Below are 26,972 nucleotides of genomic sequence, written 5' to 3' on the forward strand. Positions count from 1 at the left end.
ATTTATGAGATTATCAAACGGATTTGTTATTGACAAAGAGAAAACATTTGGAGAATTAAAATTTACAGCGGTGCGTGATGTGTTCTTGCAGAATGAGGACGGGACACCGAGTACCCAGCTTAAAAAGCGTATCTATGATTTGAAGTGCAGTCTGCATGGTGGAATTATCCCCGTGTCTGTACCGCCAGAAGTACCGCTAAGGGAATTTCCGTACAATGCAGTTGTGGAGCTTGTCAATCCCGTAGCCGATACGGTATCAAGAAAGACGTTTGGTGGTGCAGATGTGGACTGGTATGTAAAGGCAGAGGATATTGTACTGAAGAATAAAGGCAATCAGAACACAGGCACTTCACAAAACCATGCACCGCAGGGACAACCGAAAAAATAGACTTGCTGAATAGATTTTCGTTGTAGAGGATATACGGAACTGTTATAATATGGGTATGAAGAAAGCGACAAATTAAAATTTTTAGGGAGTGAGAATAGTATATGGACAGTTGGTTTACCGTCGAACAAATAGACCAAGATACATTCGTCATCAGCGAATACAGACACTGGGAAGAAACACATTGTTATCTATTGTGTGGGACAAAAAGAGCCATTCTGATTGATACAGGTTTAGGTGTTTCCAACATCAGAGAGGTTATTGATGGATTGACGAAACTGCCCGTTACAGTAATCACTACTCATGTTCATTGGGATCATATCGGTGGACATAAATATTTTCGGTCTATTGCAGTTCATGAAGCAGAAAAAGAATGGCTATCGGTCAAATTCCCTATACCTTTGCAAGTGGTAAAAAACAATATTATGTGCAATCCATGTGATTTCCCCTCGGATTTTAATGTAGAGAAATATCAGATTTTTCAAGGGGTTCCGCAAATGATTTTACATGATGAAGATTGTATTGACTTAGGGAACAGAAAGTTGGTAGTTATTCACACGCCCGGTCATTCTCCCGGACATTGTTGTTTCTATGAAGCGGATAGAAAATATCTGTATTCCGGCGATTTGATATATAGCGGTTGCCTTGATGCTTTTTATCCATCAACAAACCCACAAGAATTTTGGAAGTCTGTTAGAAAAATTCAATCTTTAAAGATAAGTCGAATTTTGCCAGGACATCATCATTTATCTATTCCAGTTACTATAATTGACAAGATAGAGACAGCTTTTCACAACTTGTCAAATGAAGGGAAATTAAAACAAGGGAATGGTATTTTCAGCTATGAGGGGTTTCAAATCCATATCTGAAATGCAATCTTAGTTTTACAATTTTATATCCCTACACACAAAGCAGTTAGTCTTAGGATTGACTGCTTTTTTCATACCCAGAAAGGAGTGATTGATTTATGCGTATGATTTGGAACAAAGGACACCGTATCAGAGCCAGCGACAAGCACCTTGTCTACCACTTTTCCATAGGAACGCTTCTGTTTATATTCGTGACGGTTCTCCTGTTACTGAATATGAAACAGCTCATGTGTACCGATTGGGAGCATTTCAGCTTGTTAGAGAACGGCTTGACGCTTTCCCCTTACAACTTCATAACCATAGGGATAGCGACTGGTGTTTGTGCATTGGTCGCTTTTGGGTATTACCGCTTCTGTTACGACGGTTTCAAGAAGCTCCTGCACCGTCAAAAGCTGGCAAGAATGATACTGGAAAATAAGTGGTATGAAGCCGATACCGTACAAGACAGCGGTTTTTTTACTGACCTGCAAAGCAGATCAAGGGAAAAAATCGTCTGGTTTCCGAAGATTTATTATCAAATGGAAAAGGGACTGCTTCATATCCGCTGTGAAATCACGCTGGGAAAATATCAAGACCAGCTTTTACGGTTAGAGGATAAGTTGGAAAGTGGTTTATATTGTGAGCTGACCGACAAGACTTTGCATGACGGCTATATCGAATATACCCTGCTTTATGATATGATAGCAAACCGCATTACCATTGATGAAGTACGGGCAGAAAACGGCTGTTTAAAGCTGATGAAAAATCTTGTCTGGGAATATGACGCACTCCCTCACGCTCTGATTGCTGGTGGGACTGGTGGCGGTAAAACTTATTTTCTGCTGACGCTCATTGAAGCCTTACTCCATACCAACGCTGTCCTTTATATCTTAGACCCGAAGAATAGCGACCTTGCGGACTTAGGAACGGTCATGCCAAACGTCTACCATACCAAAGAAGAAATGATAGATTGCGTCAATGCCTTTTATGAGGGCATGGTACAGCGAAGCGAGGAAATGAAACGACACCCGAACTATAAGACGGGTGAAAACTACGCCTATCTGGGACTGCCACCCTGCTTTCTTATCTTTGATGAATATGTGGCGTTTTTTGAAATGCTGGGGACGAAAGAAAGCGTGAGTTTACTTAGCCAGTTAAAGAAAATCGTTATGTTAGGGCGACAAGCAGGTTATTTCCTTATTGTTGCCTGCCAGCGTCCAGACGCAAAGTATTTCTCGGACGGTATCAGAGATAACTTCAATTTCCGTGTGGGATTGGGGCGTATCAGCGAATTAGGTTACGGTATGCTGTTCGGTTCAGATGTGAAAAAGCAGTTTTTCCAGAAGCGTATCAAGGGGCGTGGCTACTGTGATGTGGGGACAAGTGTTATAAGTGAGTTTTACACGCCTTTAGTCCCAAAAGGACATGATTTTTTACAAACTATCGGCAGGCTTGCACAAGAAAGACAAGCTATGCCAGAACAACAAGGAAAGGAAGATGTGATTGAATAAGGACACATTAAATATTTATCACACACCCACAGAGAAAAATTACCTCTGTTTGTGCTTGAATACAGATATTTTTACAGCGGATTGCAGGAAATATATGTTAGATTGTTTCTTAAATTATTCTGTCAATCCAAATTTACGATTTCATTCAAGGATAGATAAAATCATTGATGATGTTATTCGTGAAAAAATCAACATTCCTCATAAGTTTAGAATGAGGTTGGAAAGCAGACATTGCATTGAAAGCAGGATAATTTATTTTCGATTTCGAGTTTTAGATAAGTCTTGTCTGCAATGTAATGTATTTCTTAGAGGACTGTCTGATGAAATGAAAGAAGCACTTTCAGATGAAAGAATAGATTTTGCGGTTCTCTATGAGGGCATACAAGGTTCACAGCAGGACACAGACACGGACGACAAGGACGGGTTTTGCGGTTCTCAACCGCAAGTTCCGTTCTTGGCGGACGGGACTTGTCCCGTCCGCTGATTAAACCCCTCGGTATCTAACAGAGGGGTACGTTTGCAAATAGACAATAGACAAAAAACATAGGAAACATAAGGCTTCTGGCATGATTTTCTAGCAAAAATCGGCTGTGAAGTCGCCTTAAAAAACTTCACACTTGACAGATTGGGGGTATGGTTCTGAATGAAGAACAATGGATAAAAGAATTACGGGAGAAACGGATTGCTTACGGTATCTCACAAGGAAAGCTGGCGGTGGCTTCTGGTATCACAAGGGAATATCTCAACAAGATAGAAAGTAGAAAAATGAAGCCGTCAAAGGAACTTCTTAATACTCTGCATAAGGAACTGGAAAGGTTCAATCCAGAAGCACCGCTTACCATGCTGTTTGATTATGTGAAAATTCGTTTTCCCACATTGGATATACAGCACATCATCAAAGATATATTAAAACTGAATATCAATTATATGCTCCATGAAGATTACGGGCGTTACAGCTATACGGAGCATTACTCTTTAGGGGACATCTTTATTTATACTTCGGCTGACGAAGAAAAAGGTGTCCTTTTAGAGTTAAAGGGGCGTGGTTGCAGGCAGTTTGAAAGTTACCTGCTGGCACAGCAAAGAAGCTGGTATGACTTCCTCATGGACGCACTCATAGACGGGGGCGTGATGAAACGTATCGACCTTGCTATCAACGACCATACGGGCATTTTAGATATTCCAGAGCTTGCGGAAAAATGCAGGAAACGGGAATATATCGGAAAGTCCAGAAGCTATAAGTTTTATCAGTCGGGCGAGCTTATCAAGCACAGAGAGGACGACAGAGAATATATGGGACGTACCCTTTATCTTGGTTCGCTGAAATCAGATGTGTATTTTTGTATCTATGAAAAGGACTATGAGCAGTACGTCAAGTTAGGGACACCGCTTGAAGAAGCCGACATTATCAACCGTTTTGAGATACGGCTTAGAAATGAACGTGCCTATTATGCAGTACGAGATTTGCTGACCTATTATGACGCAGAGCAGACCGCCTTTTCTATCATCAACCAGTATGTGCGGTTTGTTGATGAAGAACCAGACAAGCGAAAAAATGACTGGAAACTCAATGACCGCTGGGCTTGGTTTATCGGCGATAACAGACAGAGTTTGAAGCTGACGACAAAGCCAGAGCCTTATACCTTAGACCGTACATTGCGTTGGGTACAAAGGCAGGTAGCACCAACCTTGAAAATGCTGAAAAAGATTGATAAGGGAAACGGTACAGACTACATGGAAACAATCGAACAGCAGGCAAAACTCACAGAAAAGCATGAAATGATAATCAAACAGCAGACGACCCCTGCAAAAGATTTGGTGGAAAGTTAGGAGTGATAAAAAATGTGGGTATTATTAAAAGACTTCCTGCTGGTATCTATGGGAATGGGTATCGGCGTAGTCTTGATGTGTATTTTGAATGTCGGTAAAGAAGCTGACTATGAAATGAAACAATTAAAAGAAAGCGAGGACAATTAAATGAATTTCGGACAAAATTTGTATCAATGGTTTTTATCAAATGCACAGAGCTTGGTGCTTATGTCGATCGTGGTTATCGGTATCTACTTAGGTTTCAAGCGTGAGTTTTCCAAACTTATCGGCTTCTTGGTAGTTGCCTTAATTGCTGTCGGCTTGGTATTCAATGCTGGCGGTGTGAAAGATGTACTGTTAGAGCTGTTCAATAAGATTATCGGTGCATAAAATATTGAAATTATCTTTAATTGCAGAGCAAAAAATGATATGATAACATAAAATCTTTCATAAAAACAAAATACATTCTTTCGTGCTTTTTAAGATTTTTACTGTATCATTTTATTTAAAATTACTGTGAAAGGACGATTACTATGTTATCTACAATTTATGCTTTGCTATGTATTATAGTTCCTTGTTCCTTATACCAGCTTATCATTTGCAAGCGTCAAAACAAAAAACAAGAAAACAAAGCAATTCATTTTGTATGGGTATATATTTTTCTGTTATATATCTACTTGACGTTCTCTGTTGCAGGTATAGGTAGTATTTGGGATATTGGACATTATGATACGATTATAAGATTAGAGGAAATCAATTTATTACCGTTTCAGTCTGAGGGGATAATGACTTATGTTTTAAATATTATAATGTTTTTACCTCTGGGCTTTTTAATTCCTTTAATTTGGAAACGATACAGAAATCCTCTGAAAATTTTTATGATAGGCTTCGGTTTTTCATTATCCATTGAACTTTGCCAGTTATTCAATCGGAGAAATACAGATATTGATGATTTAATGATGAATACGCTAGGGGCAGTTATTGGATATTTTATTTGGAAATTGACAAAAAGGTTATTTAAAAATATTAACCATAAATCTATTTCTCTTTCTAAACTAGAACCTATTGTATATTTAACTCTTGCAGTTTTAGGAGAATTTCTATTATTCAACTGGAGAATTTTTCTCTAGTGCTAACAAAAATATTTACACAAAAAGCAGTTAGTCTTAGGATTGACTGCTTTTTTCTTACCTAAATTTCAGATTGGAGTGATGAAATGATATACTCTTAGAACTTTTCAACAAGATTATCGAAGCATAAAATTTTGTTGTAGTGCTTATATGTGAATGGTATAATCGGGGTATGAAAAAAGATAAAATAGATTAGGAGTCAAGTTATGGATTATATCATAAGGGAAATTAAAAAAGCAGAATATGATTTACTCAATGACTTTTTGTATGAAGCAATTTATATTCCAGACGGTGTTGAGCCACCACCTAAATCAATAATTAACTGTCCAGAATTACAAGAATATGTTTTTGAATTTGGAAAGCGAAAAGATGATAGGGCTTTAGTTGCGGAAGTTCAAGGAAATGTCGTAGGTGCTATTTGGGTACGAATAATGAACGATTACGGACACATTGACAATGATACACCGTCCCTTGCTATGTCTGTTTTTCAAAAGTATAGAGGACAAGGGATTGGAACTTCATTATTGCAACAGTTATTGTTGGTGGAAAAATCTTTTGGTTATTCAAAAATTTCCTTATCTGTTCAGAAAAATAATTATGCAGTAAAAATGTATAAGAAAGCAGGTTTTCTTGTTGTTGATGAAAACAGCGAAGAATATATTATGACTATAAATCTATAACAAACAATCTAGTTTACAATTTCATATCCCTACACACAAAGCAGTTAGTCTTAGGATTGACTGCTTTTTTCTTACCTAAAATCAGATTGGAGTGATGACATGAACGATATTTTTAAGGATATGCAGGCAAAAGTCGGCTGTGAATACATTTCCGACCTGCCCTCTTACAAACGTAAGGTGTGGCAGGAAATGAAACGACTGAACCCTGCCAACTATGAAGAAAGACAGTTAGAAGATTTTTCAAAGTATGTGTTTGGTATGTCGTACCAGACCTTAAAAGATGTGATGAAACAACAGAAAGGACGTGAGGAACAATGCAGGAAACAAGGGTGCTGGTGGAAACGAAAGGAACAACTGGCGAAGAAACAATATCATACTGGTTCGACCTGCCGATAGATGTTGCCGAGTTTGAAGAAAAGTTAGGTATCGGTGCAGAAAGTGGGGATTACCGTATTATCGAAAAGGTGTTGCCTTATGCTGATGAAGTCCACGAACATACAAGAGTGTATCAGCTCAACGAATTAGATTTTATGTACCGCCAGCTTTCAAGCGATATGCAGGAAGAATATGTATCACTTCTTACGGTGTTTGAGAATTTAGAAGCACTTTATATTTGCAGGAACGTGATTACGGTTTATCTCGACTGCAAAAGCATGATTGATGTTGCAAGGCAAAAGCTGATGAACGACCCGACGTTCAAACATTTATCCGAGGACTGTCAAGAATACTATTTTGACTTTGAAGCCTACGCTTCTCACTTGCAGGAACACGGAAAATTTTTAGTAACAGAACACGGTATCTTTGAACTGCCAGAGTAGGAAATGAGGTGGTGCTTATGATTGATGATATGGCGGTTTACATTACTAATCTTGGCAAATACAATGAGGGCTATTTAGTCGGCGCTTGGTTCACGTTTCCCATTGACGAGGAAGATGTAAAAGAAAAAATCGGCTTGAATGAACAGTATGAGGAATACGCAATCCATGATACCGACAACTTCCCCATTGCGATTGGCGAGTATGTTTCCATTGAAGAACTGAACTCTATGTATGAAATGATAGAGGAACTTCCCGATTATATCATAGAGTGTCTGGACGAATTTATCAGCCACTATGGGACGCTGGAAGAAGTCGTGGAACACAAGGACGATATTTATTATTATCCCGACTGTGAAACCATGACAGACGTTGCCTACTACTACATAGACGAATTGCAGGCACTTGGCGACATTCCACCCCACTTACAGAACTACATTGACTATGAAGCCTACGGGCGAGATTTGGATATGGGTGGTTGCTTTATTGAAACAAGCCGAGGTATGTGCGAGATACCATACTAACGCTGGAAGATCAGCGACAAGCATTGTTGCTACTGACAGCGTATTTCTCTTTTAAGGGACAGTCTGAAACATGGCTGTCCTTTTCTATTTTGAAAGGAGCTGAAAGAACTTGAAAAAGATTAAATCTTATACGGGTATCTGGAACGTGGAAAAAGTCTTGTATGCAATCAATGACTTTAACTTGCCCTTTCCCGTTACCTTTACACAGATTACATGGTTTGTGATTACGGAATTTATCATCATTCTGTTTGGGGATATTCCCCCACTTTCCATGATTGAGGGAGCATTTCTCAAATACTTTGGTATTCCCGTTGCTCTCACATGGTTTATGTCGCAGAAAACCTTTGACGGAAAGAAGCCGTACAGCTTTTTGAAATCACAGATAACCTATGCCCTGCGACCAAAAATCACTTATGCAGGAAAAGCCGTAAAACTGCATAAGCAGATACTCAATGAAACAATCACGGCAGTAAGGAGTGTGAACTATGTTCCCGATAAAATATATTGACAATAACCTTGTCTGGAACAAGGACAATGAGGTGTTCGCTTACTATGAGCTGATACCGTACAACTATTCTTTCTTATCCGCAGAGCAGAAATTTATCGTGCATGACAGCTTTCGACAGCTTATCGCACAGTCCCGTGAGGGTAAAATTCATGCCTTGCAGATTGCCACAGAAAGCTCAATCCGAAGTCAGCAGGAACAGTCAAAGAAACTGGTAACTGGAAAATTAAAGGAAGTTGCCTGCCAGAAGATAGACGAGCAGACCGAAGCGTTAGTATCTATGATTGGGGACAATCAAGTGGACTACCGCTTTTTTCTTGGCTTTAAGCTCATGGTTACGGAAGAACAGCTCAATCTGAAGAACATCAAAAAATCGGCATGGCTGACGTTCACGGAATTTCTCCATGAAGTGAACCACACGCTGATGAATGACTTTGTTTCCATGCCGAATGATGAAATCAACCGTTACATGAAAATGGAAAAGTTACTGGAAAATAAAATCTCCCGTCGCTTTAAGGTGCGTCGCTTGGAAATCAATGATTTTGGGTATCTCATGGAACATCTTTACGGCAGGGACGGTATCGCCTATGAAGATTATGAGTACCAGCTACCAAAGAAAAAATTGAACAAAGAAACGCTGATAAAATACTACGACCTTATCCGTCCGACAAGGTGTGTGATTGAGGAAAGCCAGCGGTATTTACGCTTGGAGCATGAGGACAAGGAAAGCTATGTGTCCTATTTTACCGTCAATGCGATTGTCGGGGAGCTTGATTTTCCGTCGTCTGAAATCTTCTATTTCCAGCAACAGCAATTCACATTCCCCGTTGATACTTCTATGAATGTAGAAATCGTGGAGAACCGTAAAGCATTAACAACCGTCCGCAACAAGAAAAAGGAATTGAAAGACCTTGACAATCACGCTTATCAAGCAGGAAGTGAAACCAGCTCCAACGTGGTGGACGCATTAGACAGCGTGGACGAGCTGGAAACAGACTTAGACCAGACAAAAGAAAGTATGTATAAGCTCTCTTATGTAGTGCGTGTATCGGCTGATGATTTGGACGAATTAAAACGCCGTTGTGATGAAGTCAAGGACTTTTACGACGACCTCAATGTAAAGCTGGTGCGTCCTGCTGGGGATATGCTGGGGCTTCATTCTGAATTTTTACCTGCCAGCAAGCGATATATCAACGACTATGTGCAGTATGTAAAATCAGATTTCTTGGCAGGGCTTGGCTTTGGAGCGACACAGCAGTTAGGGGAAACTACGGGTATCTATATGGGCTATTCCGTTGATACGGGAAGAAATGTGTACCTGCAACCGTCTTTAGCTTCGCAGGGCGTAAAAGGCACAGTTACAAATGCCCTTGCTTCTGCTTTTGTCGGTTCGCTTGGCGGTGGTAAGTCGTTCTGCAACAATCTTCTGGTGTATTATTCGGTTCTCTTTGGGGGACAAGCGGTTATCTTAGACCCAAAATCAGAGCGTGGCAACTGGAAAGAAACGCTCCCAGAAATCGCCCATGAAATCAATATCGTAAACTTAACCAGCGACAAGGACAATGCAGGACTTCTTGACCCATTTGTGATTATGAAAGACAAAGAGGACGGAGCGACGCTGGCAAAAGAAATTTTAACATTCTTAACGGGTATCTCTACCCGTGACGGAGATAAATTTCCTGTGCTTATTAGTGCAATCAGCAATGTATCTGAAAGCGAACACCGAGGGCTGTTAAATGTTATCACAGAATTACGGAAAGAAAATACGCCGATTGCGAACCATATTGCAAATCATATTGCCAGTTTTACGAACTATGATTTTGCACATTTATTGTTTTCAGACGGGACAGTAAAAAATACAATCAGCCTAGATAATCAGCTCAATATCATTCAAGTAGCGGACTTAGTATTGCCAGATAAAGACACCACTTTTAATGAATACACGACCATTGAATTATTGTCGGTGTCTATGCTGATTGTGATTAGTACCTTTGCACTCGACTTCATTCACAGCGACAGAAGCATTTTTAAGATTGTAGACCTTGATGAAGCGTGGGCGTTCTTAAATGTAGCACAAGGAGAAACGCTCTCTAACAAGCTGGTTCGTGCTGGACGAGCTATGCAGGCAGGCGTTTATTTTGTTACACAATCTTCTGGGGACGTGTCAAAGGAAAGTCTGAAAAACAATATCGGCTTGAAGTTTGCCTTTCGTTCTACTGACATCAACGAGATAAAACAGACCTTAGAATTTTTCGGTATCGACAAGGACGATGAGAACAACCAGAAACGCCTGCGTGATTTGGAGAACGGACAATGTTTATTACAGGACTTATACGGACGTGTCGGTGTGGTGCAGATACACCCCGTCTTTGAAGAACTGCTACACGCCTTTGATACCAGACCGCCCGTACAGAGAAATGAGGTGGAGTGATGAAAGAAAGGATAAAAGGTGCGTTCACAAAAAAGAAGATTTTCCACTTTCTCAAAATGGCTCTGTTCGTGGTGGCACTCTCCCTTATCCTGCTTTCACTTCTGGGGACGGTGGCTCATGCAACGGGGCTTGTGGACGATACCATAAACGCAGAAAATCTTTACTCAAAATATCCCCTTTCCAACTACCAGCTTGATTTTTATGTGGATAATAGCTGGTCGTGGTTGCCGTGGAACTGGCTGGACGGGATTGGAAAATCGGTGCAGTACGGGCTTTACTGCATTACCAACTTTGTCTGGACGATAAGCCTTTATTTAAGCAATGCTACGGGCTATGTGGTGCAGGAAGCCTATAAGCTGGACTTCATTAACGATATGGCAGACAGTATCGGAAAGAGCATACAGACCCTTGCAGGCGTAACACAGAACGGCTTTTCTTCTACGGGCTTTTATGTTGGTTTCCTGCTTCTCATTATCTTAGTGGTGGGACTTTATGTTGCCTATACGGGACTTATCAAACGGGAAACCAGCAAGGCACTTCACGCCGTTATCAACTTTGTAGTGGTGTTCGTACTGTCCGCTTCGTTTATCGCCTATGCTCCCGATTACATCAAGAAGATAAATGAATTTTCATCAGACATCAGTACCGCTTCACTTGATTTGGGAACAAAAATCATGCTCCCCAACTCTGACAGCGAGGGCAAGGACAGCGTAGACTTGATACGGGACAGCTTATTTTCTATTCAAGTGGAACAGCCGTGGCTACTTCTGCAATTTGGAAACAGCAACGCAGAGGAAATCGGGGCAGACCGTGTAGAAGCTCTCGTATCGGCAAGCCCAGAGGACGAGGACGGAAAGACCAGAGAGGAAGTCGTGAAAACAGAAATCGAGGACAACGACAACAACAATCTGACGATACCGCAGGTGGTAAACCGTTTAGGTATGGTGTTCTTCCTATTGTTCTTCAATTTAGGGATAACAATATTTGTATTCTTGCTTACGGGCATGATGTTATTTAGCCAGATACTTTTTATTATCTTCGCTATGTTCCTGCCTATTAGTTTCTTGCTCTCTATGATACCGAGCTATGAAAGCATGGCAAAGCAGGCAATCGTAAGGGTATTTAATACCATAATGACACGGGCAGGAATAACGCTCATTGTAACGGTGGCGTTCAGTATTTCCAGTATGTTTTATAACATATCTACGGACTATCCGTTTTTCATGGTGGCGTTCTTGCAGATAGTGTGTTTCGCTGGTATCTACATGAAGCTGGGCGACTTAATGAGTATGTTCTCTTTGAATGCTAACGACAGTCAAAGCATGGGACGCAGGATTTTCCGCAGACCGTATCTGTTTATGCGACATAGGGCTAGGCGTATGGAACACCGTATTGCAAGGGCAGTAAGTGCTGGCGGTATTTCGGGTGGTGTGGCTGGTGCGGTGGCTGGAAGTGCCGTTGCTGGCAAACGAGCGGAAAGAAAAAATACAGCTTCTAAAGAAAATCGGGGCAATACCACTTCCAGCATGGGACAGCGAGCAGGCTCAAAGGTGGGTGCTGTCTTAGATACGAAAAATAAAGTGAAAGACAAGGCAAATGCTGTCAAAGAAAACATCAAGGATATGCCGACACAGACCGCTTATGCGGTATATTCCGCAAAGGAAAAGGCAAAGTCCAGCGTATCTGACTTCAAGCGTGGTATGGTGCAGGAACAGCAGTCCAGACAAACGGGACGATTGGAAAAGCAGACACAGCATAGACAAAATATCGCCGATAAGCGTATGGAGCTTCAAAAGGCACAAGAAGCAAGGCAGGCACAGCGAAAGGCTGACGGATCAGCGACAACGGGAGCTACCCGTCCCCATGAGCGACCAGCCACGGCTTCAACCATTCCAAAGCCGAGTATGGAAAAGACGCAGGAAGTCAAACGCCCTGCCACAGCGACCACTTCAAAAGCAAGCGAGCCAGTCAAGACAAATATTGTGAAAGAGCGTCCGCTATCTTCTGGTGCTTCTGATAGAAAAGCGACCCAGTCTGTACAGCCAGTACATAGGCAGAATGTAGAAAAAGTGGTATCGCAGGAAACACGCCAGAACTACAAAGCAGAGCGTACTACAAAGACACAGACCTTTGAACAATCAAAGCGTACAACAGAACATACCGAAAAGAACCGTAGTCTTGTAATGAAGAAAGGACAGAAGAAAAAATGAAACTGAAACATATCGCTATCATTGGCAGTCTGTTTCCTATCCTCTTTTCTCTGGTGCTTTTCTTTGGTGTCTTGATTAGTGCGGACAGCGACGACGAGAACAGTAACTTTTCTTCTGGCATTACGGGTATGAACTTATCCGCAGAAGTCTTGAAACATCAGCCTATGGTGGAAAAATATGCCAGGGAATACGGCATTTCCGAGTATGTCAATGTGCTACTGGCTATCATTCAAGTAGAAAGTGGCGGTACGGCAGAAGATGTTATGCAGAGTTCAGAAAGTCTGGGACTACCGCCCAACTCTTTAGATACAGAAAGCTCAATCAAGCAGGGGTGTAAATATTTTGCGTCCCTGCTTTCTTCCTGCAAAAATCAAGGTATCGACGATTTGAATGTAGCGATACAGTCCTATAACTATGGCGGTGGTTATGTGGGATATGTGGCAGGAAAAGGAAAGAAACATACCTACAATCTTGCAGAGAGCTTCGCCCGTGAGAAATCGGGCGGAAAGAAAGTAACCTACACCAACCCGATAGCTGTTGCGAAGAACGGGGGCTGGCGGTATGGCTATGGAAATATGTTCTATGTGGAATTAGTCAATCAATATCTGACTGTGGCACATTTTGATAATGCGACGGCACAAGCGATTATGAATGAAGCGTTGAAATATCAAGGCTGGAAGTATGTGTATGGTGGCAGTAACCCGAACACTTCCTTTGATTGTAGCGGACTTGTGCAATGGTGCTATGGAAAAGCTGGTATCTCCTTACCGAGAACAGCACAAGCACAGTATGACGCTACCCAACATCTTCCACTCTCGCAGGCAAAGGCTGGGGACTTGGTGTTTTTCCATTCCACCTATAATGCTGGTTCGTATGTAACCCATGTGGGAATATATGTGGGAAATAACCAGATGTACCATGCAGGCGACCCGATAGGATATGCAGACCTAAGCAGTAGTTACTGGCAACAGCACTTAATCGGTGCAGGACGAGTAAAACAATAGAAAGGACTTGAAAAATATGTTTAAGAAGAATAAGAAACAGACAGAAACTATCAAAGAACCAAAAGAAAAAAAGGTGCGTACTGTCAAGGTAGGCACACATCAGAAAACCGTGATTGCGTTGTGGGTGGTGCTTATCGCAAGCGTGAGTTTTGGAGTGTATAAGAATTTTACGGCTATCGACCAGCACACGACCCACGAAAAAGAAATCATTGAGCTTCGCTTACAGGACACCAACGGGATAGAAAATTTCGTGAAGAACTTTGCGAAGTCCTACTACACATGGAGTAACAGTAAAGAAGCGATTGAAGCAAGGACGCAGGCAATCAACGGTTATCTGACAAAGGAATTGCAGGACTTGAATATAGATACCATTAGAACCGATATACCGACCAGCTCCACAGTTACAGATGTGATTGTGTGGCATATCGAGCAATCGGGAACGGACACTTTTTCTGCTACCTACGAAGTAGATCAGCAGATAAAAGAGGGAGAACAGACAAGAAATGTCAAGGCAACCTATACCGTAAAAGTCCATGTAGACGCTGACGGGGATATGGTAATCGTTCAGAACCCTACCCTTGCACCAGCAATCGAAAAATCAGACTATGAGCTAAAGACACCAGAAGCAGACGCAAGCGTAGACGCTGATACCGTCAATGACGCTACCGCATTTCTGGAAACATTCTTTAAGCTCTACCCAACAGCCACAGAAAAAGAGCTTGCCTACTATGTAGCTGGAAATGTGATTGAACCTATCGGCAGGGACTACCTTTATTCTGAATTGGTAAACCCTATCTTTACAAAGAACGGGGATAATGTGAAAGTCAAGGTAGCGGTAAAATTCCTTGATAATCAGACAAAGGCGACGCAGGTATCACAGTATGAGCTTGTGTTACAAAAGGATAGTAACTGGAAGATTGTAGGATAAATGATATAAAAAGACCGTAGCCTGTAATATAACACTCTGATGTGATATACAAGCTACGGTTTTGTCATTGATTATTTATAGGTAAGGAAATAGTTGTAGAAAAGCCTTTATTTAATGCACTTGAAATGGAAACTGTTCCTTTATGAATAGAAATGATTTCTTTCACAAGAAGAAGTCCTAGACCATGTCGCAAATCTAACCTATTATCTGTACTTTGTAAATAATGAGGTGTCGATTGTATTTTTTGTAGTTCTTTTTCGGAAATTCCTTTTCCATTATCGCTGATTACTAATTCTAAATTATTTCCATTTATTTCTAATCTAACTGAAATTATACAGCCGTTTTCATTATGATTGATACTGTTAGAAATAATATTTTGTATTGCTCGACATAGCAATCTTTCGTCGCCTATAATAGTGATTTGTTCTGTATTATGGTTTAAGTTCAATTCAAATTCAAACTTATTATTTATATTGCTGTTTAGATATTCAGCAACAATTTCTCGTATCAATTTACAGAAATGAACTGGTTTTTCTTGATGTGGTTGCACATTATAATTTAATTGGCTTACAAGGTTTAAATCTTGAACCAAATTTTTGATTTTTACACTTTGAATTTTGATAATATTAGCTTGTTTTCTAGCGTTTTCCTCAACATTTAATGAAGAAGATATTCTATCTGCATATCCCATAATCATGGAAAGGGGTGTTCGTATATCGTGTGAAACGCCACTTATCCAGTTTGCTCTTGCTTGATTTTGTTTTTTTAATTGCAATGACGTTTCGTTGATACGATTTCCAATTTCTTCCAATTCTCCATTTATATTAAGTGTAACCGTTTCGCCGTGTGATAGTTTATCTATTCCATTGAGTATAGGGGAAATTTTTAACATCACATTTCGTTTTGATAAGTAGTACACAATAAATAGAATGGCAATATTTGATACTAACATAATCAAAAAAAGAAAGGGTGTTTTCTGTATTGCTGATAAGGGAAGATAGTTAGTCATAAATTTTGAATAGCTGTTCTTTGGATAACCTAATACTAATAAATCATTTCCTTGTTTCCATGTAAATACGGGATAATTTTCGATATACCCCTTAGAAAAGGTAGCAACATCTTGTAATGAATAGTTTAATGGTATTTCTTTTGGTAGATTGTGTTTCCATACTACATTACCATTATCATCTATTACTATTCCCCAGATATTGTTTGTAACTAAATCTTTTTGACATTTATTATTTAATATATATTCTCCATTTTGAATAGTAAGGTTATTAGATACTTTTTCTAGTATTTGAATAGGATTATCTTTGCTTATACTGTTGACAGTACCATTAAAAGTTAGGAAGAAAATTAATAAATCTAAAAGCACTATAAGAATTACTACTGATAAGTATATAAAGAAATGTTTACTGATAAATTTTCCAAAATTACGCATTATTGTAACCTGCTTTCCACGTTTATTTTATATCCCAATCCTTTAACAGTTATTAATGATTTTGGTTTTGAGGGGTTAAGTTCAATTTTTTCTCTTATACGTCGAATATGAGCAAGGAGAGAATTTCCATATCCAAATGGGTTATCGCCCCATACAGCTTCACAAAGAGCGTCTATTGTTACAATATGATTAGCATTTCGTACAAGTGTTTCTAAAATATCATGTTCTTTTGCGGTAAGAGGTAAAACTTCATCGTTCTTTATAACTTGTGCATTAGCCAAATCAATTTTACAATCATGTAATTCTATAAGAGGGCTATCTTCCTTATAACATCTGCGTAATACGGCATTTAGGCGAAAGACAAGTTCTTTTGGCATAAAGGGTTTTGTTATATAATCGTCAGCTCCTAACCCAAAACCAGAATATTTATCTTGTATATCATCTTTTGCAGTCAAAAATATTACTGGAATATTAGTGAAACTTCTTAGTGCGTCCATAAGTTCAAAACCGTTTCCGTCTGGAAGCATAACATCTAATATAGCTATATCTGGTTTTTCCTGTTGGCAGATTTCCAAAGCTGATTTTACACAATCAGCGGTAATAATATTAAAAAAGTTTTCATCTTCTAATATGGTAATGAGCATACTTCTTAAACTTTCTTCATCATCAACTATTAATACTTTTTTTGATTTTAAGTATGTATCTTTCATTTGTTTGTCACACTCTCTTTATCTTTTTCTTTATCCTATTATAACATTCTGAAAAAAGTTGAACAGTCATTTTCGCATTTGTAAGGTAAATGTAAGGTAGAGAGAATGTTGCTGTAATGTCGGTGTTTTATATTATAAGTAACGAGAAAGGAGTTAAAAATTATGAAAAACATGATTGAAACTAAAAATTTGACAAAAACATACAAAGAGTTTATTGCAGTAGACCACGTATCTTTACACATTAAGAAAGGTAGTATTTACGGTTTTCTCGGACCAAATGGTGCTGGGAAATCTACGACTATGAAAATGCTTTTGGGTTTGACTGCACCTACTGATGGAGAATTTCAAATTGATAACATGACTTTCCCGAATGACCGTGTTCGTATTTTGAAAGAAGTTGGTTCATTTATCGAGTCTCCGTCATTCTATCCAAATTTAACAGGTAGAGAAAACCTTGATATTATTCGTAGAATTTTAGAACTTCCAGCGTCAAGTGTTGATAAAGCATTAGAATTAGTAGGATTATCTGAATTTGGTAATCGCTTGGCAAAAAAATATTCTTTAGGAATGAAACAGCGTTTAGGTCTTGCTTCTGCTCTACTTGGCGAACCACCAGTTTTAATTTTAGATGAACCAACCAATGGTTTAGATCCAGCAGGTATTCACGAAATTCGCAATCTCATTAAAACACTTCCAAAAAGATATGACTGTACGGTTCTAATTTCGTCACATATGCTGTCAGAAATTGAATTATTAGCAGACAATATTGGTATTTTAAATCATGGAAGATTATTATTTGAAGGAAGTCTTGATGATTTGAAATTGACGGCACATCAAGCTGGCTTTGAAAATGATAACTTAGAAGAAATGTTTTTATCTATGATTGATGAGGACAATGCCAATAGAAAGCAGAGGTTAAAATTATGAAGAATTTAACCGTAGAATTAAAAAAATGTAAACGTACTGGAATATTAGTGGTTTTACCGCTTGTTGGACTTCTTGGTGCATTATACGCTTTTGTAAATTTTATAGTTCGTAAAGAGGTTTTGTTGAGTTTACCGCTTCCGCCTATGGACGTTTTGCTGACACAACTTTATGGAATGGTTATGGTTCTTAATATGTTCGGCATTATCGTGGCAACAACTTTAACATATAATATGGAGTTTCAAGGAAATGCAATTAAAAAGATGTATATGCTTCCTTTTAAGACATCATCTATTTTCAAAAATAAATTTTATATATTATTTGTCTTGCTTACTTTTTGTATCGTCTTGCAAAATGGAGCATTGTGTATTATTGGAAATATCTTTTTACCCAACGGAACTTTTGAGTTACTAACACTTGTCAAATATACAGGATATTGCTTTGTATCATCTTTACCTGTATTGGCATTTATGCTTTTGGTGTCATCACGATGTGAAAATATATGGTTTACATTAGGTATTGGAGTAGCAGGTTTTTTTAGCGGTATGGCAATGTCCCTTTCAGATATATCACTATTTCTTGTCAATCCATTTGTACTGATGATGAAACCTGCGGTAGCTTCAACAGCAAGTATTGATACAGGTATTTTAATATTGGGAGTTTTTGAAACAATCATATTCTTTATGATTGGCTGGTATCTTTGCAAAATAAAGCATTATGAATAAAAGGGGGGCAATCGTATGTCAATTATTGAATTGTTAAAAATAGAATTTATGAAAGTAAAAAGGTCTATGATTTTACCTTTGCTTTTAATTCCGCCTATCTTAGTTGTGATTTCTGGCGTATCTAGTATTAGTATGTATATGACGCCAGAATATACAGACGCTTGGTCGGCAATGTTCATTCAAAGTGCATTACTTTTTGGATATTATTTACTTCCATTTTCAATGGTAATTGTTTGCGTTATGATTTCCAACAGAGAAACAAAGAATAATGGTATATTAAAAATGCTTGCTTTGCCCATCAGTAAAGGAAAACTTGCATTGGCAAAGTTCTTTGTATTATTAAGTTTTTTAATGATTGAATTATTAATCTTTTTCAGTTCATTCATCATTGCAGGCATTATTGCTACTAAAATAATGAATGTGGCAGAAAATATTCCTGTTTTCTACTTACTCACATGGACATTAAAATTGTTTGCAACAATGATTCCAGCTATTGCTTGTATGTGGGCGATTACTGTACTATTTGAAAAACCACTATTGTCTATGGGATTAAATTTACTCTTAATAATTCCGGGGGTTTTAATTGCTAATACGCCTTTATGGTTAGTGTACCCTTATTGTTATAGTGGTTATGTCGTATCAGACGCATTACATACTGTAACAACGACGGGAACAGGAAGTACAATATCGCTATTTCCTTTTATACCGTGTGCTGTAATCATATCAGCCCTTGCACTATATGTTTCTATTAAATGCTTTGGACGAAAAGAAATGAGGTAATATAAAATGAAAAAAAATAAATTAAGTGTTATTACATTTATCATTTCGCTGTTACCATTTATCACGTTATTGATTTCTCTTTTTACAGAAGAAATTACAGGAGGACTTCAAACGGGATTGATTGTATTAAATGTAATCTCGATATTATCTGGTTTTGTTCTTTCGGTTTCGTTAGTAAAAAATCCCAAACGACGAGATGTATTTTCAATCGTCGCTTTATGTGTTAGTGCTTTTTTCGGTTTTCTTATGTTTGGTATTTTAGCTTTTGGCTTAATAGCCACTTTTATGTAAAAAATGTTTATGAAAAATATATAGATTAAAGGTTATTTGAAATATGATAGGTCTAAAAAAACGAGATATTAAAAAAGCTTTGAAAGCAGGTGCAAAGGCTGGCGGTGTTTCATTGGCTGATATACGGGCTGATATTGAAGCAACGATTGATGAAGCCATGAACAGCCCAGACCCAGAGGTGCAGGCAAATTTCAAAAAATATTTTGGTAATAAACGCCCTACCCCAGAAGAATATATTTACAAGATTACCAAAAAGACAAAGATTTGAAAAAAGGCTTGCTCCATACATATTGTATGATCTGCAAGCCTTAATCTATTTCAGAGGAAATTTAACAGTAAAAGTAGCACCGCCACCAGCAGTATCATTGATAGTTATTGTGCCGTTCAGCATTTGGGTTAATTCTTTGGCGATACTTAGTCCCAGTCCAAAATTTGATTTGTTCGTATGGGACTTGTCGCCACTATAAAAGCGGTCAAAAATATACTGCTTATCTTCATCAGAAATGCCTTGTCCGTGGTCTGCCACAGAAAAAGCAATATTCTTTTCGGTGGCGATTACTTCTATCTCTATCAAAGAATTATTCTTGGAATGTTGAATGGCATTATCCATAAAGACACACAAGATTTGAAATAATCGGTCTTTGTCGGTAAGCATGGCAGGATAACTTTCCTCGGATAAATGCAGTTTTAGTTCTAAATTCTGCTTCATGCAGACGGGTTCGTAGGTTTCATATAACGTGATGAGTAAGGTATCTACATTGATTGTGCTTTTATGCAATGTCCATGTTTTAGCGTCGGAAGAAGCCAGAAGCAACATATCTTTGACTAAACGGGATAACCGCATACATTCAAAATCTATGGTCTGTACGGCTTGCCTTGCCTGCTCGTTTAAGGAAACATTATCAAGAAGCATATCCGTGTTGGAAATCATAACAGCAAGTGGAGATTTTAATTCATGGGACGCTGTTGCAACAAAATCTTTTTGGCTTTGCAGTATCCGTTCCGTTGGAGCAAACGACTTTTTCAGCAGATAACGGGTCAGCACGATAACAACGATACAAGCCAAAAACCAGATAAGAAGATAGATAGGCAATGTCTTTTGTAAAATATCCGTCAAACTGGCTGTCTGATAAAGAAAGGTTGCATGATATACGGTATCATTTGCTGTCCGAATGGTAGCAGGAATAACAAAATAAGTATCGTGATGTTTTCCTCTTATTTCCAGAAAACCGCCTTGAGAAGTTGTGTCGCTTTCTGTTCGGGATAATGGCTGTGTGGAAATCTGCTTTTCTACATCATGCAAGAGATTGTCCGCAGGCGTTGGAAATGGAAAATCACTTTGATAAATGGTATTCCCTTTTGTATCGTTAATCAAAGAAAAAATATGATAACTTTTTTCGTAGGCTGTGAGTGATTTATCCATATCCGAAGAAGCACTTTCAACTTGATAAATCAGCAAGGTTGTCAATCTTTGAAACAAGGTGCTTTCGTTGATTTTCTCTGTATGAACTGTGTTCGCAACGACAAAGGAAATCACAAGGGTAATAATCAGCATAACAGAACTTGCAAACAGAATATGAAGTTTTCGGTATAAATTATTTAACATGTTTCTTTCTCCAGTTTGTACCCTGCACCGTAGACCGTTGTTATTTTACATGAACTTTTTAATTCTTTTAGGCGTTTTCGCAGAAAAGAAATGTAACTGTCTACATTGCCAGTTTCTACTTCGGAAGAACTGCCCCAGATTTTAAGGATAAGCTGTTCACGGGAAAATAGTGTTTCTGGGTTCTGCATAAATACAAAAGTCAACTCGGTTTCTTTTGAAGTTAATAAAAGAGAATTATTTGGTGTGGATAAGGTTCTACTGTCTTTATCGAAAGTTAAATCTCCATATTGTAATTTAGACGATAACTGGATATTGGCAGGTCGCCTTGTCAATGCTCGAACTCTTGCAAGCAATTCTTTGATATGAAACGGCTTTACTAAGTAATCATCAGCACCGCCGTCTAAACCCTCAACCCGATTGTCAAGGGTACTCATGGCAGTAATGATAAGGATAGGAATAGATATTCCTTTTCTACGCATAGATTTTATGATTGTCAAACCGTCAATAATCGGTAGCATACGGTCTACAATGGCAATGTCATAAGCATAGTCTGTATTTAAAGCATACAGCATAGCGGTTTCCCCGTCATTGCAACAATCAACCATATAGTTTTCTTTTTCCAGCGAAATTTTTATATTTTTACATAATTCTAAATCATCTTCCAGAAGAAGTATTTTCATAATGTATCAATCCTTTTCTATATAAATTATAGACAGTATAACAGAAAAGTCTGTAAAAATCCTCTAAAAAATGATGATGATTTTCTTACTTTTTTACAGGATTTTTAGAATGGTTTGCTTTTACAATAGGGGCATATCGAACAAGAAAGGTGGAATACAAAAATGAAAAAAACAAACATCAGTAAATTCATAGCAGTTGGATTATGTATCTGTGCATTGACGGGGTGTGGTGCAAGTCCAGATGAAAAACCAGATACGTCTAATCCTATTGTCAATTCTAATACGAATGAAGAAAATGCAAATGGTTCTTCAGAAAATAAAGGAAACGACATATTAGATTCTGCTAATTTGATAGGAAGTGTTTTGGAATTTACAGACAATGGTTGCTTGGTAAATCAAGCAAAAGATATTGAGGGTGGAGCTGGGATAAAAATAGAAGCACCGGGAATGGAAAAAAAAGAGAATGCTGTTTCTGTAACCTATAACCCAGATTGTGAATTTGTCATTGCCACAGTAAATGCACAGTCTGGTGTTACAAATGTAACAACGGGTTCTATATCCGATGTGAAAAAGCAATCTGAAGTATATCTCTATGGAGAGTTTGCAGACACAAATCATTTCAATGCAACAAAGGTTGTCATAGCCCATTGGGAATAGAGGTGTGAAGTATGAAGTTTTATCAACTTGGTTTTCGCTATTTACAGCGAAAAAAAGGGAAAACCATTCTTCTGTTGATTGTTTTGATACTTGTAAACAGTATGATTTTAGGTACAAGCATGATTTTAAGGACTACAAATGAGTCCAAACAAGCCATGCAGGAAAAGACAAACTCTAAGATTGTGGCTGAAATTACAAGTAAGGACAGCAAGATAACAGAGAATGAAGTAAACAAGATTGAAACGCTAGAAGATGTTTCGTCTATCAACCGCATTGGTAGACAAGAGGTATTTCCGAATAATTTTGCTCCCGTTACGCTCAATACTTCTACGAATGAGGAAAATTTGAAAATAGCACTGCTTTCCTATGATGATTTGGAAAAGGACAGCCCTTTTTCAGAAATGCAGTACCGCTTAGCTTCTGGCGATTATATCAAACATGAGAAAAAAGGTGCTGTTATCAATGCGAACCTTGCAAATCAAAATGGACTAAAGGTTGGAGATACGATTGAACTAGGTACAGAAAACGGAACAAAAGTATCTGTTCAGATTATTGGAATTTTCATGTCCGCAGGAAATGCGGAAAAAGACCAGCCGTCAAAAACTACGGCGGTCAATCGAATAGAAAATCAAGTCTTTATTGACAACAGCACTTATAAAGAATTGTTCAAAGAAGCTGAATTTGAAAAACTCTGCGTTTATTCAAAAAGACCAGAAAAATTAGATGTGCTGGAAACCAGCCTGCAAAAAATATTCGGAAATGATGTAGAACTTAGCACTTCCGATACCCTTTATCAACAGATGTCTGCTCCATTAGAGCAAATCAGTAAGGTGGCAAATCTTATGCTGGTACTTACATTGGTAACTGGTACTGTTGTTGTTTCCCTGCTGTTATGTATGTGGATGCGGACAAGGCAAAAAGAGGTGGCAATCTTTATGAGCCTCGGCAAGACAAAAAGTGAAATTTTCCTGCAAACTTTATTAGAAGCAGGCAGTGTATTTACACTTTCGGTTTTAGGAGCAACAGCCATTGGTAAATTGTTCTCGGGCGTTTTGCAAAATGTCATTACTGGTTCAGAAACAGTAACAGAAAATCTGAAAGTGGTGTTGCAGATACAAGATATTGGAATGTTGTTCCTTTTAGGTGGTGCAGTTATTCTGGTGGCATTGTGCTGTTCCATTCTTCCGATATTACGAGCAAACCCAAAAGATATATTAGCGAAAATGGAGGGATAGTACATGAATTTTTTTGGATTGGCAAGGCGTTCTGTGTTCAGAAAGCCCATAAAAAGTATTCTCTTATTGTTGATTGTTTTTGCAATCAGTACCCTGCTTCTTGCAGGTGTGGCGAGCAAAAATGCCAGTATTGAGGTGCAGGACAAAACCAGACAAGCCATAGGTGCAGGCTTTCTTTTAGAAAGAAATGCAGAGTACCGAACAAAACGAGTTCGTGAATACTCAGAAAAGATTGGTAATGATAAGGAAGGTAGTTTTGGTGGCTACCATCAGGAAAAAGAGATTATCAATGGTGTGGAGACTTGGTCAGGCTGGACAACAAATGAATTTGAAAGCTTAGATATAAAAGACATTGAGAAACTGGCAAAAACAAAAGGAATTGCTGATTACAATATTACAACAGCAACAACTCCTGTAAACCCTGTAAATTTCAAAAGAATTGAAGATAAAGATGTAGACCAAAGTGTAGATGAGGGAGGTGTAAGCTTAATTGGAAACAAAGATATGAAACTTGACAGAAATGTTTTATCTGGAAACCTGCATATCAAAGAGGGGCGAATGATAACCCCAGAGGATAAAGATATGTGTGTCATTTCAGAGGAACTTGCAAATCAAAATAATCTGAAAATCGGCGATAAGATTTCTTTTAATGATTACCACGATACTGAAAATTCAAAGGTATCAGAAGCTGAGATTGTTGGAATTTATCAAGTGGATCAAAAGATGTCCCCACTTATGCAGGGAGATACTTACCGTTCGGAAAATGTAATATTTACAGATTTGAGATTTCCAGAAAAGGCAGAGGGTGAAACAAGTCCATTATATGAAAGAGCCTATTTCAAAGTAGAAGATGTGGAAGCTTACGACGAAGTAAAAGAAAATCTGCAAAAAGTAGACATCAACTGGGAGCAATATGATTTGATTGACAATAACGGAAATTCCGAAACCATGTCCTCAAACTTCAATGATTTAGCAAAAGTAAGCGAAATGATGATATTGGTAATCTCTGTTGCAAGTTTTGTTATCCTTGTTTTCGTATTTCTTTTCTGGCTGAAAAATCGAGTGCAGGAAGTCGGCATTTTCTTATCTCTCGGTGTTCCGAAATTCAGAATTATCGGGCAGATTTGGAGTGAAGCGATTATGATTGCTGTTCTTTCCCTTATGCTATCCTTTGCTGTCGCTCCTGCCGTTTCCAAAGTAACTGCAAATTATCTGGTATCACAGCAGGTTCAGCAAATGCAGGAAGAAGAAAAAAATAACGAGGGAAAAGTATCCACAAAATATGTTGCACCAAAGCAGGACGTGCAGAATATCAGCGTAGAGGTTACGCCAGAAATGTATCTGTTGGACGGAGCAAGTGTTCTTGTGTTGATAACGGCTTCTGTTCTGGTATCTGGAATTGTAATACTAAAGAGAAACCCGAAAGATATTTTATCGGAAATGAGTTAGGAGGACGACGAAAATGTTAGAAGTAAAGAATGTAAGCTATGCTTACAAAACAAAAAAAGATAAAACCATTTTGAATAATGTATCTGCTACTTTCGAGGAGGGTATTTTTTATACTATTGTCGGTCCGAGTGGTGCAGGAAAAACAACACTCTTATCGTTGTTAGCAGGCTTAGACACAGCGGTAAAAGGGACTGTCCTTTGCAATGGCGAGGACATTACAAAAAAAGGGCTGAATTACCACAGAAAGCATAATATCTCATTGGTATTTCAAAATTATAATCTGATTGATTATTTGACAACGGTTGAAAATGTCAAATTAGGTGGTAGTGGAAATGCTGAAAAATTATTGGAAGAAGTCGGCATTGGAAAAGAATACTGGCAGAGAAATGTATTGCAACTATCTGGCGGACAGCAACAGCGTGTAGCGATTGCAAGAGCATTAGCCAGCGACGCTCATGTACTTTTGGCAGACGAACCGACGGGAAATCTTGACGAAACTACCGCTGATGAAATCATTGCTTTGCTGAAAAAGACTGCACATGAATTAGGAAAATGTGTTGTTGTGGTTACACACAGTAAGCATTTGGCAGAAGAAGCCGACGAAATCTTAGAAATTAAAAACGGTGCAATTTCTTTTCTGTCTGATTAAATTAGAATAGTGCCGTAAAGGAGTTGTCATTATGGAATATTTTAGATATACCTCGACGCAATCAGTTTGAACCTAACGGCATTTTTATAACAACTGAATATAGCACAGTTTTAAAAGCTCGTACAGACTATATGTTTTGTGCGGGCTTTTTTCATGCCAGAAAAAAATTTTTTAAAGTTTTTTCGATTTTGGTTACGCTGTCCCCCACTTTCAACGCGGTATATATGAAAAGGGGCAGACACCTCTTTTCGACTAGCGAAAGGAGGTGAGGAAAATGAAACCGTCAGAACTACAAGAAAAAACCTGTCATCAATTCGATTGTGCTATTAAAACAGTTATACGTCATAGAGCGATTGACTTCTATCGAGCGATACGTCGTTCAGAGAAAAAAGAAATGCCATTCGCCGAAATTATGGACGACCTCTTAAATTCCATAGGTACAGAAGATACATATTCTACGGATTATGTTGCGGTATTTGAAGTCTGTGGAGAAAAAGTATCAATCGAAGATGAACAACTGGCTCGTGCATTGAAAGCTATTGAAGAACGAAAGCGTAATATCGTTTTACAGTATTTTTTCATTGGCGACACGGACACTTACATTGGGAAAATGCTTGACTGTTCCAGAGCGAATGTAACGAAGTGCAGAATACAAGCACTAGACAAGTTAAAGCAACTGATTGAGGAGGAAAAAGAAAAATGCCAAAAGAGCTGACACCGACTTTCACGGTTATTTCCAAAGCCTGCGACGGCGACGAAACAGCAATTTCAAAAATCTTGGAATTTTATGACCCATATATCAATCAGTGCTGTATGCGTCCGTTTTACGACGATAACAACAACTTACGTCTTGCGGTAGATTTGGAAATGAAAGGTTTTATCAAAGAAGCGATTATTCGTAAAATCTTAAACTTTGATATTAAACGCTTCTAATTCATATTGGGATTGATTATGCCCGTCTGGTCTTTGACAACTGAATAAAGCAGACAGATACGTTTGTGAGATAGCAAGCCACGGGGACTGTACGCCATGACCTTTCCAAAAG

General features: G+C 38.5%; 31 protein-coding genes and 1 pseudogene. 28 read left to right on the plus strand and 4 right to left on the minus strand.

Translation table 11 applies throughout. From position 1 onward, the window contains the following. Positions 1-4: 4 nt before the first annotated feature. From BN3261_RS12630 to BN3261_RS12705, 17 genes and pseudogenes are all read left to right on the plus strand, one after another. A complete protein-coding gene (locus tag BN3261_RS12630; protein ID WP_059086437.1) occupies positions 5-388 on the plus strand; it encodes a YdcP family protein in 384 nt (127 codons plus the stop codon). Positions 389-489: 101 nt separating this feature from the next. Further along, entirely contained in the window at positions 490-1,254 is a 765-nt protein-coding gene (locus tag BN3261_RS12635) for an MBL fold metallo-hydrolase (protein WP_010723735.1), read from the plus strand. Positions 1,255-1,352: 98 nt separating this feature from the next. Beyond that, on the plus strand, positions 1,353-2,744 hold the full coding sequence (locus tag BN3261_RS12640; protein WP_059086438.1) for an FtsK/SpoIIIE domain-containing protein: 1,392 nt from the start codon (positions 1,353-1,355) through the stop codon (positions 2,742-2,744). Continuing rightward, on the plus strand, positions 2,737-3,228 hold the full coding sequence (locus tag BN3261_RS12645) for a hypothetical protein (protein ID WP_235812382.1): 492 nt from the start codon (positions 2,737-2,739) through the stop codon (positions 3,226-3,228). The genes BN3261_RS12640 and BN3261_RS12645 overlap by 8 nt, the downstream gene beginning before the upstream one ends. Before the next feature lie 149 nt (positions 3,229-3,377). Further along, the gene (gene mobT, locus BN3261_RS12650; protein ID WP_059086439.1) at positions 3,378-4,574 is read left to right on the plus strand and encodes a MobT family relaxase; all 1,197 of its coding nucleotides are present in this window, start codon (positions 3,378-3,380) and stop codon (positions 4,572-4,574) included. A 33-nt stretch (positions 4,575-4,607) separates the two neighbouring features. Further along, positions 4,608-4,721 (plus strand): annotated as a pseudogene (locus tag BN3261_RS17760) (DUF3789 domain-containing protein); the annotation flags it as partial. Then, positions 4,722-4,943, plus strand: coding sequence for a hypothetical protein (locus BN3261_RS12660; protein ID WP_003060793.1), 222 nt, complete (start codon positions 4,722-4,724; stop codon positions 4,941-4,943). A 143-nt stretch (positions 4,944-5,086) separates the two neighbouring features. After that, positions 5,087-5,683 (plus strand): VanZ family protein, encoded by a 597-nt coding sequence (locus BN3261_RS12665; RefSeq protein WP_006857107.1) that lies wholly within the window; start codon positions 5,087-5,089, stop codon positions 5,681-5,683. Positions 5,684-5,889: 206 nt separating this feature from the next. After that, positions 5,890-6,363 carry a GNAT family N-acetyltransferase gene (locus BN3261_RS12670; RefSeq protein WP_005339691.1) on the plus strand — a complete coding sequence of 158 codons (474 nt, stop codon included), beginning with the start codon at positions 5,890-5,892 and terminating at the stop codon, positions 6,361-6,363. A 99-nt stretch (positions 6,364-6,462) separates the two neighbouring features. Further along, positions 6,463-6,759, plus strand: a complete 297-nt coding sequence (locus tag BN3261_RS17380) for a hypothetical protein (RefSeq protein ID WP_005339688.1) — start codon at positions 6,463-6,465, stop codon at positions 6,757-6,759. Continuing rightward, positions 6,678-7,181 carry an antirestriction protein ArdA gene (locus BN3261_RS12675; protein WP_059086440.1) on the plus strand — a complete coding sequence of 168 codons (504 nt, stop codon included), beginning with the start codon at positions 6,678-6,680 and terminating at the stop codon, positions 7,179-7,181. The genes BN3261_RS17380 and BN3261_RS12675 overlap by 82 nt, the downstream gene beginning before the upstream one ends. Before the next feature lie 17 nt (positions 7,182-7,198). Further along, complete coding sequence (locus tag BN3261_RS12680) at positions 7,199-7,702, plus strand: antirestriction protein ArdA (RefSeq protein WP_059086441.1); 504 nt, start codon at positions 7,199-7,201, stop codon at positions 7,700-7,702. A 109-nt stretch (positions 7,703-7,811) separates the two neighbouring features. Continuing rightward, the gene (locus tag BN3261_RS12685) at positions 7,812-8,210 is read left to right on the plus strand and encodes a conjugal transfer protein (RefSeq protein WP_003061368.1); all 399 of its coding nucleotides are present in this window, start codon (positions 7,812-7,814) and stop codon (positions 8,208-8,210) included. Then, a complete protein-coding gene (locus BN3261_RS12690; RefSeq protein WP_059086442.1) occupies positions 8,188-10,638 on the plus strand; it encodes a conjugal transfer ATPase TcpF in 2,451 nt (816 codons plus the stop codon). The genes BN3261_RS12685 and BN3261_RS12690 overlap by 23 nt, the downstream gene beginning before the upstream one ends. Further along, positions 10,638-12,848, plus strand: coding sequence for a CD3337/EF1877 family mobilome membrane protein (locus BN3261_RS12695; RefSeq protein WP_059086443.1), 2,211 nt, complete (start codon positions 10,638-10,640; stop codon positions 12,846-12,848). Before BN3261_RS12690 ends, BN3261_RS12695 begins: the two co-directional genes overlap by 1 nt. Further along, positions 12,845-13,852, plus strand: coding sequence for a C40 family peptidase (locus BN3261_RS12700; protein WP_003431918.1), 1,008 nt, complete (start codon positions 12,845-12,847; stop codon positions 13,850-13,852). Before BN3261_RS12695 ends, BN3261_RS12700 begins: the two co-directional genes overlap by 4 nt. A 16-nt stretch (positions 13,853-13,868) precedes the next feature. After that, on the plus strand, positions 13,869-14,780 hold the full coding sequence (locus BN3261_RS12705) for a conjugal transfer protein (protein ID WP_003431915.1): 912 nt from the start codon (positions 13,869-13,871) through the stop codon (positions 14,778-14,780). Between the two features lie 64 nt (positions 14,781-14,844). On the opposite strand, the gene BN3261_RS12710 is transcribed toward BN3261_RS12705, so the two are convergent. Both BN3261_RS12710 and BN3261_RS12715 read right to left on the minus strand, forming a co-directional pair. Further along, positions 14,845-16,221, minus strand: coding sequence for a sensor histidine kinase (locus BN3261_RS12710; protein ID WP_003431912.1), 1,377 nt, complete (start codon positions 16,219-16,221; stop codon positions 14,845-14,847). After that, entirely contained in the window at positions 16,221-16,931 is a 711-nt protein-coding gene (locus BN3261_RS12715; protein WP_003431910.1) for a response regulator transcription factor, read from the minus strand. Before BN3261_RS12715 ends, BN3261_RS12710 begins: the two co-directional genes overlap by 1 nt. A gap of 162 nt (positions 16,932-17,093) precedes the next feature. Between BN3261_RS12715 and BN3261_RS12720 the strand changes: the two genes are divergently transcribed. From BN3261_RS12720 to BN3261_RS12740, 5 genes are read left to right on the plus strand one after another with little or no spacing between them, the layout of a single operon-like run. Further along, entirely contained in the window at positions 17,094-17,858 is a 765-nt protein-coding gene (locus tag BN3261_RS12720) for an ABC transporter ATP-binding protein (protein ID WP_003431908.1), read from the plus strand. Continuing rightward, on the plus strand, positions 17,855-18,580 hold the full coding sequence (locus BN3261_RS12725) for an ABC transporter permease (RefSeq protein WP_003431907.1): 726 nt from the start codon (positions 17,855-17,857) through the stop codon (positions 18,578-18,580). The genes BN3261_RS12720 and BN3261_RS12725 overlap by 4 nt, the downstream gene beginning before the upstream one ends. 15 nt (positions 18,581-18,595) lie before the next feature. Continuing rightward, complete coding sequence (locus BN3261_RS12730; RefSeq protein ID WP_003431905.1) at positions 18,596-19,360, plus strand: ABC transporter permease; 765 nt, start codon at positions 18,596-18,598, stop codon at positions 19,358-19,360. A gap of 6 nt (positions 19,361-19,366) precedes the next feature. After that, positions 19,367-19,651: a hypothetical protein gene (locus BN3261_RS12735; RefSeq protein WP_003431903.1), complete on the plus strand. Its 285-nt coding sequence runs from the start codon at positions 19,367-19,369 to the stop codon at positions 19,649-19,651. Positions 19,652-19,694: 43 nt separating this feature from the next. Further along, positions 19,695-19,919: a hypothetical protein gene (locus tag BN3261_RS12740; protein ID WP_003431901.1), complete on the plus strand. Its 225-nt coding sequence runs from the start codon at positions 19,695-19,697 to the stop codon at positions 19,917-19,919. A gap of 45 nt (positions 19,920-19,964) precedes the next feature. Here the strand turns inward: BN3261_RS12740 and BN3261_RS12745 are convergent, their stop codons facing one another. Beyond that, positions 19,965-21,257, minus strand: a complete 1,293-nt coding sequence (locus BN3261_RS12745; RefSeq protein ID WP_059086444.1) for a sensor histidine kinase — start codon at positions 21,255-21,257, stop codon at positions 19,965-19,967. Continuing rightward, on the minus strand, positions 21,251-21,937 hold the full coding sequence (locus BN3261_RS12750; protein ID WP_009264276.1) for a response regulator transcription factor: 687 nt from the start codon (positions 21,935-21,937) through the stop codon (positions 21,251-21,253). Before BN3261_RS12750 ends, BN3261_RS12745 begins: the two co-directional genes overlap by 7 nt. A gap of 162 nt (positions 21,938-22,099) precedes the next feature. Here BN3261_RS12750 and BN3261_RS12755 point away from each other — a divergent pair, with 162 nt between their 5' ends. The 6 genes from BN3261_RS12755 to BN3261_RS12780 all read left to right on the plus strand — a co-directional run bounded on the left by BN3261_RS12755 (position 22,100) and on the right by BN3261_RS12780 (position 26,860). After that, positions 22,100-22,594 carry a hypothetical protein gene (locus tag BN3261_RS12755; RefSeq protein ID WP_005342377.1) on the plus strand — a complete coding sequence of 165 codons (495 nt, stop codon included), beginning with the start codon at positions 22,100-22,102 and terminating at the stop codon, positions 22,592-22,594. An 11-nt stretch (positions 22,595-22,605) separates the two neighbouring features. Beyond that, positions 22,606-23,829, plus strand: a complete 1,224-nt coding sequence (locus tag BN3261_RS12760) for an ABC transporter permease (protein ID WP_059086445.1) — start codon at positions 22,606-22,608, stop codon at positions 23,827-23,829. A gap of 3 nt (positions 23,830-23,832) precedes the next feature. After that, positions 23,833-25,278, plus strand: coding sequence for an ABC transporter permease (locus BN3261_RS12765; RefSeq protein ID WP_110925810.1), 1,446 nt, complete (start codon positions 23,833-23,835; stop codon positions 25,276-25,278). A 13-nt stretch (positions 25,279-25,291) separates the two neighbouring features. Further along, on the plus strand, positions 25,292-25,927 hold the full coding sequence (locus tag BN3261_RS12770) for an ABC transporter ATP-binding protein (RefSeq protein ID WP_003431891.1): 636 nt from the start codon (positions 25,292-25,294) through the stop codon (positions 25,925-25,927). Between the two features lie 274 nt (positions 25,928-26,201). Then, on the plus strand, positions 26,202-26,642 hold the full coding sequence (locus tag BN3261_RS12775) for an RNA polymerase sigma factor (RefSeq protein WP_003431889.1): 441 nt from the start codon (positions 26,202-26,204) through the stop codon (positions 26,640-26,642). Continuing rightward, positions 26,627-26,860 (plus strand): helix-turn-helix domain-containing protein, encoded by a 234-nt coding sequence (locus BN3261_RS12780; protein ID WP_003431885.1) that lies wholly within the window; start codon positions 26,627-26,629, stop codon positions 26,858-26,860. The genes BN3261_RS12775 and BN3261_RS12780 overlap by 16 nt, the downstream gene beginning before the upstream one ends. The last annotated feature ends 112 nt before the right edge of the window (positions 26,861-26,972 follow it).

It is taken from the genome of Blautia massiliensis (ex Durand et al. 2017), assembly GCF_001487165.1.
Taxonomy (GTDB): domain Bacteria; phylum Bacillota; class Clostridia; order Lachnospirales; family Lachnospiraceae; genus Blautia_A; species Blautia_A fusiformis.